Source organism: Pseudalkalibacillus sp. A8 (assembly GCF_045920555.1).
Classification (GTDB): Bacteria; Bacillota; Bacilli; order Bacillales; family Fictibacillaceae; genus Pseudalkalibacillus.
The window spans coordinates 5,735,305-5,749,410 of the sequence record NZ_CP174509.1 but is presented as its reverse complement, the minus strand read 5'-3'; the positions used below and the strand labels follow the sequence as shown (position 1 = coordinate 5,749,410).

Genomic DNA, 14,106 nt, shown 5'->3' with positions numbered 1-14,106 from the left:
AGTTCAAGCTGATGGGGTCTGTTTTTCAAGGGACGTATATATCAAGATGCTTCGGCAGCATTTCGATTTTAAGGGGGAGTAGATCGCCTTCTTCTCCGTCGATATTAGAATGCAGTTTTTCAGAAGATGAAATTTTAAGCGTTGAAGTAGTGATGTATTCAACTTTGTCATCATGGATATGTTCGCCTTGTAAAAGTTCAGTCCCTAGCTTGATGAATCTTGGCAAGGAGACATCATGGATGACCAGACATTTCAGCTTTCCATCGTCGACTTCAGCATCGGGCGCAATTTTTTCAAAACCGCCGACGGAGTTCGTCAACGCTGCCAGGACAAGGAGGGCATTCCCTTTCCAAGTGCCCTGATCATGCTTCAACTCAATGTCGTAAGCTCTTTTCGCAGTAAGTGTTTTCAGGCCTTCAATCATGTAGGCAAGGGGGCCGAGCATCGTTTTTTGTTTGGGCGACACTTCATAAGTGGCTTCTGCAATAGCACCGGCAGCAATGATATTCATAAAATACCGATCGTTCACTTTTCCGATATCGACAGGGCGGGTTTCTCCTTTTTCAATTAAAGTGATTGCTTCATCAAAATCGAGCGGGATATGAAGCGCACGGGCAAAATCGTTCACTGTCCCCATCGGAATGATGCCGAAGTTCGGACAATGCTCCTGATCGGCGAGACCGTTCACCGTTTCGTTCAGGGTCCCGTCGCCTCCCATGGACACCACGACATCGAATGCTTCTACACAAGATGTACGTGCAAATTCCATCGCATCCAGCTCTTTTTCCGTAAGCTTGATGATGACATCATAATCCTTCTTGCGCAAAACATCCTCAACCTTGGACACATTCTTCCCAGCCTCTTCCTTCCCGGACGAAGGATTCACAATGATCATCGCTTTCTTCACCATAGATTCCCCCATAAAATCGAAACCGAACTGTAAGCAATATACAACCCTAATACCCTCAATTCAGTAGAGATTAACCTTGAATAAAAGCTCGGGTGCCAAGCACCGATTAAGAAGTCAACGGTACCAAGGGTCTCCGGACGGTGCCTGGCACCCATCTCAATCCCTTGAGCCCCAAAGGGTTTGAAAATGTACCAGGCAAATAAAAAACCACTGGGTGTGAATCCAGTGGTTTCGGTGCACTTTCAGTTTATATATGTTTTACTTGTCTAATGATCTTCCCCGAATATATCGAGCTGTTATGCCGCGTTTCCGTCTTCATCTTCAGAAGCAGATTGGGTTTCGATTTCGAGGTGTTCTTTCAGCTTTTTGCTGATTTCATTGCGTTCTTGTTCAGAGACAAGGTAGTAGAAAATGTCATTGATATACGTTTCAGTAGCTTTGACCTCAAAGGTTTGAAGTTTCTTCCTGGCATCTTTATAATTCGCTTGAATATCTTTCATCTCATCAAACGTCATGTTCGTTTTTACACTGCCACCGATCACATCAAGAACATTATCAAACTTCGTGATGGAAGAAACGCGAGCTCCCTTATCTATGACCCCCTGGATGATCTGGCGTTGACGATCATTACGTCCACGGTCCCCTCTAGGATCCTTCTTTCTCATTTGGACAAATGCAAGGGCCTCCTTGCCGTTTTCTAACTCAATTTCACCCTCTGGAAACTCGTAACCACTATAATTGAAAGCAAGATCATTCTGTACAGTCACACCATCAACAGCATTGACGATATCCTGGAACGATTCCATATTTACTTTGAAATAGTAATCAATCGGTATATCCAAAAAGTTCTCCACTGTTTCGACGGCCATTTTTGTACCACCAAACGCATAGGCATGGTTGATTTTATCGTCAAACCCTTTACCGATGATTTCCGTCCTTGTGTCACGTGGAATATTGAACATGATCATGGAATCATCATGAGGATTCACCGTGATAACGATCATCGTATCCGATCTGCCCTTATCATTTTCCCGTTCATCGACACCTAACATCAGAATCGAAATCGGTTCTCTATCATTTTTAGCTACTTTAGGCTTAGGCAAGTTCTTTTCACGGTCTGGATCAATCGGCTCATGAATTGCATCAGCCGTATCCTTTACCGAGTCATACAAATAATAAGCATAGCCACCGATTCCGGCTAAAACAATTCCCAAAACAATGACAAAGCCCCAGATGATTTTTTTCAACATTTTGACCCCTCTTAACTCTGGAAATTTTCCAATCTATCTCGATTATACAGCAACCACAAATCTATCAAAACATAATTTTTACAATGGAGGAAAGGATTCATAATTAGCGAAGTGAGAATAAGAAATAGTCGAGTCAAAGAAACCATTCTGGTAAAATAGGGAGCAAAAGCTTAGTCTGATAGATTTGAGGGATAATAATGGGGGATGAACATACTCGTAACCGAGAAGATTTACGTTTTAAAATCGCTAACCGTGAAGCCTTGATGGGAGTCATCCTGGCGATTTTCAACTTCATCTGGTGGTTCGCATTTGCTTATGGTTTAGGGAAGAAGCCTGTCGCAGAATATACATATATATTTGGATTCCCAGCATGGTTTTTTTACAGCTGCATCCTCGGCTTCATACTTTTTTCACTGATCGTTTTTGTCATGGTGAGACTATTTTTCATCGAGGTGCCTTTTGAGGACAGAGAGGAGGACGTCGAATGAACTGGGATGTCATCATACCTCTCTTTGGTTTTCTTGCGATCGTTTTCTTGATCGGGACCTACTCATCCAAATACATACGAAAAGCCCCTGATTTTCTGCAGGAGTACTTTTTAGGAAGCCGCCAATTGAATGGGTTCATTTTAGCGTTGACGATGGTTGCCACCTTTGGAAGCGCAAGCAGTTTTATCGGAGGGCCTGGGGTTGCGTATAACCTCGGCCTCGGATGGGTTCTGCTTGCGATGACCCAGCTTGTGACCGGGTATTTTACTTTAGCGGTATTAGGGAAAAAGTTCGCGATTGTCGCTCGAAAAATCAACGCAGTCACACTGATCGACTTTTTAAAAGAAAGATACCAGAGTAAGTGGGTCGTACTGCTTTCCGCAGCCAGCATCGTCGTTTTCTTGTTCAGCGCGATGGCAGCCCAGTGGGTAGGAGGAGGCCGTCTGATCGAGTCATTCACAGGGCTTTCCTACACAGCTTCATTGTTCATTTTTGCGAGTTCGGTGCTTGTTTACGTCGTGATCGGTGGTTTCCGGGCGGTTGCGATTACGGATAGTCTCCAGGGAATCGTCATGTTCATCGGGACCTTGCTTCTGTTGGTCGGAACGATTGTAGCGGGCGGTGGAATCTCCAACATCATGGCGGAACTAGCCGTTGAAAATCCAGCCCTCGTGTCACCATTCGGAGCCGATGGATCTCTGACTCCATTGTTCGTTTCATCTTTTTGGATTTTGGTTGGGGTAGGGGTCATCGGATTACCGCAAGTCGCTGTCCGGGCGATGTCTTACCGCGATTCGAAAGCAATGCACAAAGCGATGATCATCGGGACGCTCGTGGTCGGATTCATTATGCTCGGAATGCACCTGATCGGTGTCTTTGCACGGGTCGTCGTGCCAGGCATTGAAGTCGGGGACAAAGTCATGCCGCTCGTAGCGTTGGAAGTCCTGCCTGGCTGGCTTGCCGGGATTGTTCTTGCAGCACCGATGGCAGCCGTCATGTCCACGGTGGATTCGTTGCTGTTGCTTGTCAGTTCAGCTGTGATCAAGGACGTTTATGTGAACTATGTAAAACCGACAGCGTCACAGCGCCAGGTGAAAACGCTGAGCATAAGTATTACGGCAGTCATCGGGATCCTGGTGTTCCTAATGGCGATTAATCCGCCAGATTTCTTGATCTGGTTGAACCTATTCGCCTTCGGAGGGTTGGAAGCAGCATTCATCTGGCCGATCATACTCGGATTGTATTGGAAGAAAGGCAATGCCTACGGAGCATTCGCCTCGATGCTAATAGGTGTCTGCTCTTACATGATCATCCATCTGACAGCCCCGAACCTGTTTGGTATGCATACCGTCGTATTGCCAGTGGTGTTTTCATTTGTAGGCTATGTACTCGTCAGCCTGCTCACACAACATAAACGCCAACTCCAACAACTAAAAATCGTAGAGCGTTTTTGGGGAGCCTAACTATCTCGGTACTATTTCAGTAAAACCTCGGTCCAGGTACGATTCCAAAGTGTTCCGGCTCAAGGGATTTCAATAGTGCCTGACACCGATTCCAGAGCGTTGCGGCACAAGGGGTTTCAAATGGTACCTGGTACTTGTCTGTTTTAATCAAACATTTAATTTAATGAAGAAATCCGTTAATACCAGTTCTTTTTCATGGTTAAACAAACATTTGATTGAATCAACGAAAAAATTGTCGTCTATGAATTTTTAAATAAACTAATTGAAGAAAGGTTGAAGTTTTTTAGGAGGTTCAAGAGATTAAAGCATGGAGTTGGAGAATTGTATTTGGGGGAGAAAACAGATAAATAAATCTGCATAACCCTAGCAGTGATGTAGCTTTAAGAATGATAGATTAGTCTTGTGCAAATCGTATTGTTTTCTTGAGCTTCCGAATATCAGTTTTGTTTTTCCAATGTTCTTCGACTAATAACTCTAATTGTTCATGAATATCTTGTTGTCCTCTTCAAGCCGATCCATTCTATGTGCTAATTTATTAAATCTTGTGTCCATCTTAAATTTACAACTCCTCATGTAGTAGCCCTTAATCAAACGATTGATTGAACAACCGCAGAAAATGTCGTACCAATAAGGGAATGGGGATGTTGGTAAATCGTTGCTAACTGTACCTGGTATCTAAATTCAGCCCTTCCCTTGTGCCCGAAAGGATCTCATTCGGTACAATGTTTACTAACTTAAACATGCGTTCGTGGGTTTGATATAATTGGGTTAATTATTGTTGTTGGATTGGAAAGGTGAGTTTATTGGAAATACGTTTAGGGGTCATTGGACCTGAAGATTCAGTCAAACATATTTTGAGTTCGGCAGAACTGTTTGCGGCTATAACTTTATTGCCGTTCCCATATACGAATATCGAGCAAGTGGATGAGATCATTCATAAGAACCGGGTTCGGTCGATCAATGGATTTTCTCTAGTCAGGTTCCTTATACATATGCCGGATCCAAGACATTGGTTAATATGTGTTTGGGGCTTTAAAATTAAAGAACTTTATTGTCACTTTACTTATAGCCCGAAGATATGATCTTCCGCTTGATTAATTGGAATTGACTTTCCGATATTACACCTTGACTAATGAAGTGCCCGAGTTAGCGAAAAAACCTCTTAATTTTAGTGCGAATAATCTTTTTAACTCTCCTTTTTGTGTATAAATATATAAAAGCAGGCTGCTGCCTGCTTTATAAATTTCGTTTTTATCCTTCACTTGTAACCACTCAGACGAATAATACTTTTAGATTCTCATTTTCTGATATACGGGGTAACAACCAACAAGTTCACTTTAGTTCATTTTTTACTCGATATATTTTCCTTGGTCTTCCCTTAGTTGTGGGTGCTTCTTCTCCTATAATTTCTGCGATACCTTGTTCAACTAAACCGTTAAGTATACGCCGTGCGTTCCTCGGTGTCATTTTAAGCCATTCCGCAATATTGGCTGCTGTAATTGAACCATTTCCCACTCTTTTTTGGATAGACAGGACTTTATTAAATGTTGTTATTGTAATTCCACTATTTTTAAGTTTTTGGCTTACTTCCTTATTTTCTGTTCGATAACCGAAAGAAATTGACTCTTGATCTTTTAAAGGCCCCTCAATCATTCCACGATCATCAACAAGAAAAGCACTAAACGAATCAAAATTTTGTGCATGGTTTAATGCAAGACGTGCATTATCTTCTGCTGCGAGGGCAGTATCTCCGTACCCAATTCCAATATTAGATGGTAAATCAGTAATTACAGCAATTTTTTCTAAAAGGGTATTTATTGTGTTCTCTGTTTCCTTCAGAGAACCTCTCGTTGAAAAAACAACAAATATTCCAGTTCCAATGTTTACAAAGGATCCAGAAATGGATTCGGAAAAATTCAACATGGCAGATTGAATTTGTAAATTTGATCGATGAAGATCATATGAGTTGTAATTATCCCTCAGTTCCATCCCTTGGACTTTTAGGATAATGGCGGTTATCTGAGATTGTTTAAAATGCATGGTTTCCCATTGTTGAAGAGCCGTTGACAAGGTCTCCCGTATGTTACTTCGTGTAGGTGTAACCCAATACGCTGGAATGTTGTGTGCACGGAGCCGATCATGTATTGACCGTAGACAAGTAATACAAATCTCCACTTTCCCTTCTTTGAAAAGTTTTTGATGAAAAGATAGAAGGTCTTCCAGGGGAGTTTCATTTGTATATTCATGTACATGCACTTCTTTGGTGGAAATCCCTAAATCACGATAGGTCTCATAAACATCTCTTTCTTTCAACATATCGATACTAACACGTTCAAAGCTTTTTTTATCGGTGCAGCCTATTTCTACCATAGTCTTTGTTAGGCTTGCACCATCCATTGTGAGTAAGAAATAGGGCTGGGTCGTGCCACTCTCTTTTACTGAATTGAAAAGTGCTGGACCTGCGAGGATCCAAAGATCTACACCATTTTGATTTTTTTGAATGATTCCAGTTGCTTCCTCAGGATTTTCATATATAAATGGAACGATTTGCAGTTTTTCAATATATTCATGCGCTATTTCAGATATAAGATTGACAGAGTCAATTGGACCGATGATACCTGCTTTTGTTTTCAAGATTTTCACCCCAATAAATGATTATTTTTAAATCCCTAAATCCCTCTACAGAATTCAATGTTCTATAAGGTAAAAGGGGCAATTTATGTTATAGCTACCATTTGTATATTAATTATAACAATTCTTAAAGTCTAGGTATAAGTTGTTTTTCCATATTCGTACAGAAAAATATTATAAATTTTTAGAAATTTATGTTGACATCACTTTTGTTTGTTTGTATATTTTATTTAAGGAATACATTGAGAATTATTCCATAAATGTTTTCTAAAAGGAGGACCATGAATGAGTACGAATATGTCAAAGGAGAAAAATTCCTTAGTTGATTCCGAAGTATTTCGGAATGTTATCGGTCATTTTGCTAGTGGTGTATCCATCATTACTGTGAGAAATAAGGATGTCAATTTCGGAATCACGGCTAGTGCGGTTAGTTCCGTTTCACTTGATCCGCCAATGTTGCTAGTGTGTGTTAATAAAAGTACTGGTACATGCCATGCAATTTCGGAAACTGAAACATTTACGGTAAATATTCTAAGTGAACAACAAAAAGAGTTGGGATTACAATTTGCAAGGGCAAATACGGATAAGTTCAGTGGTGTTAACTTTACTTATGGTGAGCTTGGGAACCCCGAACTGAATCAGGCACTTGCCACCATCGAATGCCGAGTGGTTGAAGAAGTTACTGGTGGAACCCATTCTGTTTTTCTAGCAGAGGTACAAGATGCCCGTGCTAGCGATGGTGATCCTTTAGTTTACTATAGGGGGAAATTTGGCTATTTTACGGAAATGTGAAAAAGCTGATGATGCAATCTTATTAAATTGTAAATAAAGAATGGAGGAAAACAAATGGCATTAATGACGGGTCAACAATATCGCGAGTCGCTGAATGATGGGAGAGAAGTCTACATAGATGGGGAAAAGGTCAAGAATGTAGCAGAGCATCCCTCCTTTAAACCTATCGTGGATATAAAGGCCAGGATGTATGACATGGCCCAAGAACCGGAGTTCAAGGATACTTTGACTACAAGATTAACAGATGGAGAGATTGTGTCCAGAGCGTATAAAATACCAGAAGAAAAAGAGGATCTGGCTGCCATCCGCAACCATGTGGAAACGGTCCTCGACGAACTTGGTGGCGTCGTCTATCGGGTAGGCGATGAAACCATCGGAGAAATGTGGTCCCTCTATGACGCACAGGATAAGTTGAATGAAATAGATCCGTCCTATGCAAAAAATATCAAGTATCATATCGATCGTGTCGCAAGGGAAGATTTGTTCCATGTGTCCGCGAATACGGATCCAAAAGGAGACAGAAGCAAATTATTCAGCGGAAAAGACGGTGGCACATTGCTTCATGTCGTAGAAGAGAACGATAAAGGGATTGTCATCCAAGGAGCAAAATTTGAAACAGCGGCTGCATATGCCCACCAAGCCTTTGTCAAACCTACGATTTTGGACTGGAATGCCGGGTCGGAAAAAATGGCTCCTTTCGCTTGCGGATTCATTTGTGATATGGGCTTACCTGGGCTGAAGCATATTTGCCGTACCTCCCTCGGTACGGACCGTGATGAAGACGATTACCCGATTGCGACGAAATTCGAAGAGATTGATACCTTACTCGTTTTTGACCATGTGTTGATCCCATGGGAAAATGTTCTTTTCCATCGCTCCTTAGAATCCGCAGCTTACATCCGTTCCACCCTGCATCGTTATTCAGCCTTTAACTACACGCTTCGAATGTTACGCAGAGCAGATTATTTACTGGGGACCGCTTTATTAAATGTCGAACAAACCGGTTTAACCCAGCTTCAAGCCGTCAAGGAAAAAGTCTCGCAACTCATCAATTACCGTGAGGGAATCAATGCCCATTTAACTGCAGCGGTTGCCGAAGCTGAGAGAAGCCCTGGCGGATTGATGATGCCGAATCAATCCCTTCTTTATACCGGACGTGTGTTTGCCTTATCGAATTTTCCAGCGATGGCTCATTTGACAAGGGAACTGGTCGGCGGCCAATTGGCTGTGACGCCTGACTCCAAAACGATGGCCGATCCAGAATTAAAGGAATATTTCGACCGGTATTATTCAGTGGGAGAGTGGACCCCAGACGACCGTGGAAAACTACTTTATTTCGCAAGGGACTTACTGAATTCTTCTTATGCGGGCCACCGGACAACGTTTGAATTGTTCGCACAAAGCCCGCCGTTCGCTCAACAAATGGCGGTGTTCAATAACTTTGATTTGGAGGCACAGCGTGACTTGGTACGAAAGGCTGCTGGGTTGAAATTAACTAAACCAGTTCCTGTAGGGTAATAAGAAAGGAGTTTTTTTCATTGCAAGTTTATTCACCCGGTACATTGAAGCTTCCGGCATCAGTACTAACAATTGGTGCCTTTGATGGTGTCCATAGAGGTCACCAAACTTTACTTTTAAAAACTAAAGAACGCGCAAAGAAACTCGGTGTCCCTTTTGTTGTATATACATTTGATCCACCTCCGAAAGTTTTTTATAAAAAATGTCAAATGATCACTTCTCTCGAAGAAAAGCTTAACCGTCTTAAGATGATTGGTGCTGATCATGTGATTGTTGCTTCATTTAACGAATTGTATGCCAAACAAGAAGTGCCTGTGTTCATGCAAGAGCTGAAGAAAATAAACCCGGTTGAAATTTGGGAAGGTCCTAATTTTCAATTTGGTAAAGATAGAAAGGGGTCCATCAAGGAATTAAGAAGGGATTTTAAAGTGGGCATTTTAAAGCCTTTGAAATGTGAGCAAGGTGAATTGATATCTTCTACCCGTATACGTGTATTACAAAAGCAAGGAAACCATTCTTTAGCACAGAATTTACTTGGGGACCTGAACTCTATTTCATTGTAAAACTGTGATCATATAAATTGATTTAAAAGGAGAATAAAATGGGAATAAAAAGGTATCGCAAATTTGAAACGAAAAAATTTTACCCGGCTAATATGGGAAAAGAGTCGCATCATATCTCAAATGAATTTTCGATGGTCGTTCGTGCTGGGAACCGGATATTTATGAGGGGGCAAACAGGATTCGATTTGGATGGGAAGTTTCATGGTGAAAATGACGTAATTGAGCAAACAGAAAATGCATGTCGTTGTATAAAGCAGCTCCTTGAAGAAGCAGGCGGCCAGTTAAAAGACGTCTGCAAACTCACCACCTATGTCACAGACCGAAATTACCGAAGTGAAGTCTATGGTGTAATCGCAAAACATTTCAAAGGGGTTTACCCAGTTAGTACGGGTCTTGTTGTGAACGGACTCGCACTCCCTGAAATGCTAGTGGAGATAGATGTAGAAGCCGTTATCACCGATAATTAATTGGTAAATTTATGTATTTTTAAGGTCGAATCACTAACAGGAGGAGCAACAATATTGGATTGTTGCTCCTAATTTTAAGAGATGAAGAGGAAAAATGGATTGAATAGTTGGAAGTGAGGTTGTAAGTATTGAAAATAAATCTTGATCGATTGTTAACTGATATAGAGAAGTATGCTGAATATGGGAAAAATCAACATGGCGGTGTGACCAGACCTAGTTTTTCAGAGGCTGATCATTCGGTTCGAAAATTATTCATTAACGAATTAGAGGAAATGGGTTTAAGAGTAACGATTGATGGAGCAGGTAATATATGGGGAAGGCATTATAGAAAAGGAAATAAGGAAGGCAGTATAGTAATCGGATCTCATTTGGATTCCGTACCCAATGGTGGTAAATTCGATGGCCCACTAGGCGTCCTTATGGCAAAAGAGATTGTAAAAACGTTAATGGAGTCAAATGTTACACTTGACCATGATCTTGAGATTATTTCATTCACGGCAGAGGAGTCCAACGATTTTAATTTATCCACGTTTGGAAGCCGTAGTTTTGTTGGTCGATTAAATGCAGAAATGTTGAAAGAAGCCCGCAATTCAGAAGGAATCCTTCTTAGTGAGGAATTGGAGAAAGTCGGGGGCGGACTTGCACAATTTCCGATTATGGAAGATATGAGACGTGATAAGAAGGCTTTCATCGAACTCCATATCGAGCAGGGACAACGATTAGAAGACCGTGATATCTCCATGGCGGTCATTGATACAGTTGTTGGCACTTATCGAAGTATTGTTAAAGTTACTGGAGAATCGAATCACTCCGGTACAACGATGATGGATCATAGAAAAGATGCTTTTACTGCTGCGGCTGAAATGGTCCTTGAAGTAGAAAGGTATTGTAAACAATTTAAGGACGATGTCGTAGGTACTGTCGGTAAAGTAGAGGTTTTTCCGAATGCAGCAAATATTATCCCTGGCCAGGTTAAGTTTATATTTGAAGTAAGAGGAAAGAAAGAAGAAAAATTAGAACATGCGGTTAATAGGATTCAGGAAGTTTGGCAAGAAATTGCCGATAGAAGACAAATAGAATTCATACAAGAGGTTTTGCTCGATCAAAAGCCAGTTGTATTTGATAAAGGGATCGTAAACATTCTTCAAAGCACTGCTTCTGAAATGAATGAACCATGTCTAACATTACCTAGTATGGCCGTACATGATGCAGCCCATATGGCAAGTATCACGAGGGCAGCAATGGTGTTCGTCAAAAGTATTGGTGGTAAAAGTCATTGTCCGGAGGAGTATAGCCATCCTATAGATATTGAAAAAGCGGGAAACCTTATTTTAAAGGGGATTATCAATTTGGATCGACACTTTCTAGACTAAATATTCTTCGTGAAAAATATAATAATCTTTTAAACTACTTTAATTTCAGATAAAAGCCTGTTGCTCATGAGTAATCAGTCTCTTTTTTCATAACTATCTCCCGAATAGGATGGGATCGTATATATAGATTTAAAAATAGAAGGTGGGTTCAGGTTGATCAAAGAAAAGTTTCGTGTGGAAAAAGACTTTTTAGGTGAGAAAAAAGTAGAAAAGGATGTATATTACGGTATCCAGACATTACGTGCAGTCGAAAATTTCCCTATTACAGGAAACCGAATCCATGGTGATTTAATCAGAGCTTTGGCGATGGTTAAAAAAGCAGCCGCTTTAGCCAATATGGAAACAAAACAATTATATAGTGGTCATGGCAAGGTAATATGTCAGGTTGCTGATGAAATCATAGCTGGAAGGTGGCATGACCAGTTCATTGTGGATCCGATTCAAGGTGGGGCAGGTACTTCTATCAATATGAATATAAACGAAGTAATTGCAAACCGCAGCCTTGAATTACTCGGTTTCCAAAAAGGTAGCTATTTTCATTTGAGCCCAAATAGCCATGTGAATATGTCCCAATCTACCAATGATGTATTCCCTACGGCAATCCATATTGCCACACTCAAATTAATTAGAGATTTGCAAGATACGATGAAGGATATGCACGGTATATTCAAGGAAAAAGCAAATCAGTTTCAAAAAGTAATTAAGATGGGGCGCACGCACCTTCAGGATGCAATCCCAATTCGATTAGGCCAAGAATTTGAGGCGTATGCACATGTTCTAAAACGGGATATGGGACGAATCAGACGATCAAGTCTAACCCTAAATGAAATCAATATGGGTGCAACGGCTGTTGGAACAGGATTGAATGCTGATTTAATCTATATGGATCGGGTCGTCAAACATCTGGCTGAGATCAGTGGATTTCCATTGGTACATGCAAAGCATCTTGTAGATGCCACTCAAAATACGGATGTTTATACAGAAGTTTCTTCCGCGTTAAAAGTTTGTATGATAAATATGTCAAAAATTGCGAATGATTTGCGGTTGATGGCTTCTGGTCCAAAGGCAGGTCTATCAGAGATCACACTCCCTGCACGACAGCCAGGGTCATCCATCATGCCTGGAAAGGTAAATCCTGTTATGGCTGAACTGATTAATCAAATTGCCTTCCAAGTTATTGGTAATGACCATACCATTTGCCTTGCTTCTGAGGCGGGTCAACTGGAGTTAAATGTAATGGAACCTGTATTGGTATATAATCTACTACAATCCATTAGTATAATGAACAATGGTTTCCGTGTCTTTACGGACAAATGCCTGTCTGGTATCGAAGCAAATGTAGTTTCTCTTCGAAGAAATGTAGAAAAGAGCGTCGGAATCATTACCGCGGTAAATCCCCATATTGGTTACGAGGTAGCGGCAAGGATTGCAAGGGAAGCAATGACAAGTGGGAAATCAGTCCGTGAATTATGTCTTCAATTTAATGTCTTGACAGATGAGGAATTGGACACGATTTTGAATATTTATGAAATGACTGAACCAGGAATTGCTGGTTCAGAACTTTTAAATAGGGATTAAGTCATTTATGTTTGTGTTATATACAATAAAATAAGTTAATTAATAAAATCCCAACATTCGTAGTCTAAATAGATAAAGAACCTTGAATTTGGATTTATTCAAAGTTATCCATCTAGAATTATAAAAACATCCTTTATTGTTGAAGAGGTACTATCATCAGAAACGAATGAAGGAAATTTTTGTGTTTTTATTTCGCCAAATGGTAAAAACAGTAGAGTACTCTGATTATGACTAAGGTTCAAGTGATAAATCCTGAGTATAAAGTATCAAGGGAGCCTACAAAATACATAAAGAGAAATCTTCTATATTAGGAACCTAAAATGTATAGAATTTTTCGAAAATTTAATTGACATCAATTTGTCAATTTGTTATTTTGTTATTAAGGGAATAAATTGAGACAAATTCCGTTTATTGAAGTGCATTTGAATTTCTGGATATTACATGACGAAAGGATAATGCAAACGGGAAAATATTTAATCTGGACGCCGATTTTAAAGGGGAGGAAAACAAATTGCATTAATGACGGGTCAACAATATCGCGAGTCGCTGAATGATGGGAGAGAAGTCTACATAGATGGGGAAAAGGTCAAGAATGTAGCGGAGCATCCCTCCTTTAAACCTATCGTGGATATAAAGGCCAGGATTATTACTTGATGAACCATCTATGGGGTTATCTCCTAAACTAGTGTACGAAGTATATGAAAAAATAACGGAATTGCATCAACTGGGAACAACGATTCTTCTAGTTGATCAAAATGCCTTTTTGATCTAGATGGGAACTTCCATGGGATTGGAGATGTAGTGGAGCAGGCTGAAATGGCATGTACTTGTGTAAGGCAACTAATTGAAGAGGCCGGGGGAACAATCAAAGATATTTGTAAAATAACAGTTTATTTATTAAACCGGGAAGATCGAAGCAAAGTATATCCGGTTATAGCTAAACATTTTAAGGATGTCTATCCTTGCAGTACAGGATTGATTGTTAACGGCTTTGCGATGCCGGAGATGCTTATGGAGATTGATGTAGAGGCAGTAATTAGTGAATGAAGGCTCGTAAAGAATAAAGCGGTATT

Annotated in this window: 14 protein-coding genes and 1 pseudogene; 12 read left to right on the top strand and 3 right to left on the bottom strand. The window is 40.6% G+C overall.

Annotation, left to right across the window (positions count from 1 at the left end):
- Nucleotides 1–25: 25 nt before the first annotated feature.
- Together ACJROX_RS28690 and ACJROX_RS28685 are read right to left on the bottom strand one after the other, a co-directional pair.
- Nucleotides 26–910 (bottom strand): YegS/Rv2252/BmrU family lipid kinase, encoded by an 885-nt coding sequence (locus ACJROX_RS28690; RefSeq protein WP_408008576.1) that lies wholly within the window; start codon nucleotides 908–910, stop codon nucleotides 26–28.
- 296 nt (nucleotides 911–1,206) lie between these two features.
- Complete coding sequence (locus ACJROX_RS28685; protein ID WP_408008575.1) at nucleotides 1,207–2,160, bottom strand: LCP family protein; 954 nt, start codon at nucleotides 2,158–2,160, stop codon at nucleotides 1,207–1,209.
- A gap of 197 nt (nucleotides 2,161–2,357) precedes the next feature.
- On the opposite strand from ACJROX_RS28685, the gene ACJROX_RS28680 reads away from it, so the two are divergent.
- The 3 genes from ACJROX_RS28680 to ACJROX_RS28670 all read left to right on the top strand — a co-directional run bounded on the left by ACJROX_RS28680 (nucleotide 2,358) and on the right by ACJROX_RS28670 (nucleotide 5,193).
- Nucleotides 2,358–2,648: a YhdT family protein gene (locus tag ACJROX_RS28680; protein WP_408008574.1), complete on the top strand. Its 291-nt coding sequence runs from the start codon at nucleotides 2,358–2,360 to the stop codon at nucleotides 2,646–2,648.
- The gene (gene panF, locus ACJROX_RS28675; RefSeq protein WP_408008573.1) at nucleotides 2,645–4,111 is read left to right on the top strand and encodes a sodium/pantothenate symporter; all 1,467 of its coding nucleotides are present in this window, start codon (nucleotides 2,645–2,647) and stop codon (nucleotides 4,109–4,111) included. Before ACJROX_RS28680 ends, panF begins: the two co-directional genes overlap by 4 nt.
- 803 nt (nucleotides 4,112–4,914) lie before the next feature.
- Complete coding sequence (locus tag ACJROX_RS28670) at nucleotides 4,915–5,193, top strand: hypothetical protein (RefSeq protein ID WP_408008572.1); 279 nt, start codon at nucleotides 4,915–4,917, stop codon at nucleotides 5,191–5,193.
- A gap of 250 nt (nucleotides 5,194–5,443) precedes the next feature.
- Here the strand turns inward: ACJROX_RS28670 and ACJROX_RS28665 are convergent, their stop codons facing one another.
- Nucleotides 5,444–6,745: a hypothetical protein gene (locus ACJROX_RS28665; protein WP_408008571.1), complete on the bottom strand. Its 1,302-nt coding sequence runs from the start codon at nucleotides 6,743–6,745 to the stop codon at nucleotides 5,444–5,446.
- 282 nt (nucleotides 6,746–7,027) lie between these two features.
- Here ACJROX_RS28665 and ACJROX_RS28660 point away from each other — a divergent pair, with 282 nt between their 5' ends.
- The 9 genes and pseudogenes from ACJROX_RS28660 (at nucleotide 7,028) to ACJROX_RS28620 (ending at nucleotide 14,080) form a co-directional block, all read left to right on the top strand.
- Nucleotides 7,028–7,534, top strand: coding sequence for a flavin reductase family protein (locus ACJROX_RS28660; protein WP_408008570.1), 507 nt, complete (start codon nucleotides 7,028–7,030; stop codon nucleotides 7,532–7,534).
- A gap of 54 nt (nucleotides 7,535–7,588) precedes the next feature.
- Nucleotides 7,589–9,052 (top strand): 4-hydroxyphenylacetate 3-hydroxylase family protein, encoded by a 1,464-nt coding sequence (locus tag ACJROX_RS28655; protein ID WP_408008569.1) that lies wholly within the window; start codon nucleotides 7,589–7,591, stop codon nucleotides 9,050–9,052.
- A gap of 20 nt (nucleotides 9,053–9,072) precedes the next feature.
- Entirely contained in the window at nucleotides 9,073–9,615 is a 543-nt protein-coding gene (locus ACJROX_RS28650) for an FAD synthetase (RefSeq protein WP_408008567.1), read from the top strand.
- A 38-nt stretch (nucleotides 9,616–9,653) separates the two neighbouring features.
- Entirely contained in the window at nucleotides 9,654–10,082 is a 429-nt protein-coding gene (locus tag ACJROX_RS28645; RefSeq protein WP_408008566.1) for a RidA family protein, read from the top strand.
- A 128-nt stretch (nucleotides 10,083–10,210) separates the two neighbouring features.
- Nucleotides 10,211–11,455 carry a Zn-dependent hydrolase gene (locus tag ACJROX_RS28640; protein ID WP_408008565.1) on the top strand — a complete coding sequence of 415 codons (1,245 nt, stop codon included), beginning with the start codon at nucleotides 10,211–10,213 and terminating at the stop codon, nucleotides 11,453–11,455.
- A gap of 153 nt (nucleotides 11,456–11,608) precedes the next feature.
- Nucleotides 11,609–13,033, top strand: a complete 1,425-nt coding sequence (aspA, locus tag ACJROX_RS28635; RefSeq protein WP_408008564.1) for an aspartate ammonia-lyase — start codon at nucleotides 11,609–11,611, stop codon at nucleotides 13,031–13,033.
- Nucleotides 13,034–13,552: 519 nt separating this feature from the next.
- Complete coding sequence (locus ACJROX_RS28630; RefSeq protein WP_408008563.1) at nucleotides 13,553–13,687, top strand: 4-hydroxyphenylacetate 3-hydroxylase N-terminal domain-containing protein; 135 nt, start codon at nucleotides 13,553–13,555, stop codon at nucleotides 13,685–13,687.
- Nucleotides 13,677–13,793 (top strand): annotated as a pseudogene (locus ACJROX_RS28625) (branched-chain amino acid ABC transporter ATP-binding protein); the annotation flags it as partial. The gene ACJROX_RS28630 and the pseudogene ACJROX_RS28625, both read left to right, overlap by 11 nt.
- A gap of 29 nt (nucleotides 13,794–13,822) precedes the next feature.
- Nucleotides 13,823–14,080: a RidA family protein gene (locus ACJROX_RS28620; protein ID WP_408011820.1), complete on the top strand. Its 258-nt coding sequence runs from the start codon at nucleotides 13,823–13,825 to the stop codon at nucleotides 14,078–14,080.
- The last annotated feature ends 26 nt before the right edge of the window (nucleotides 14,081–14,106 follow it).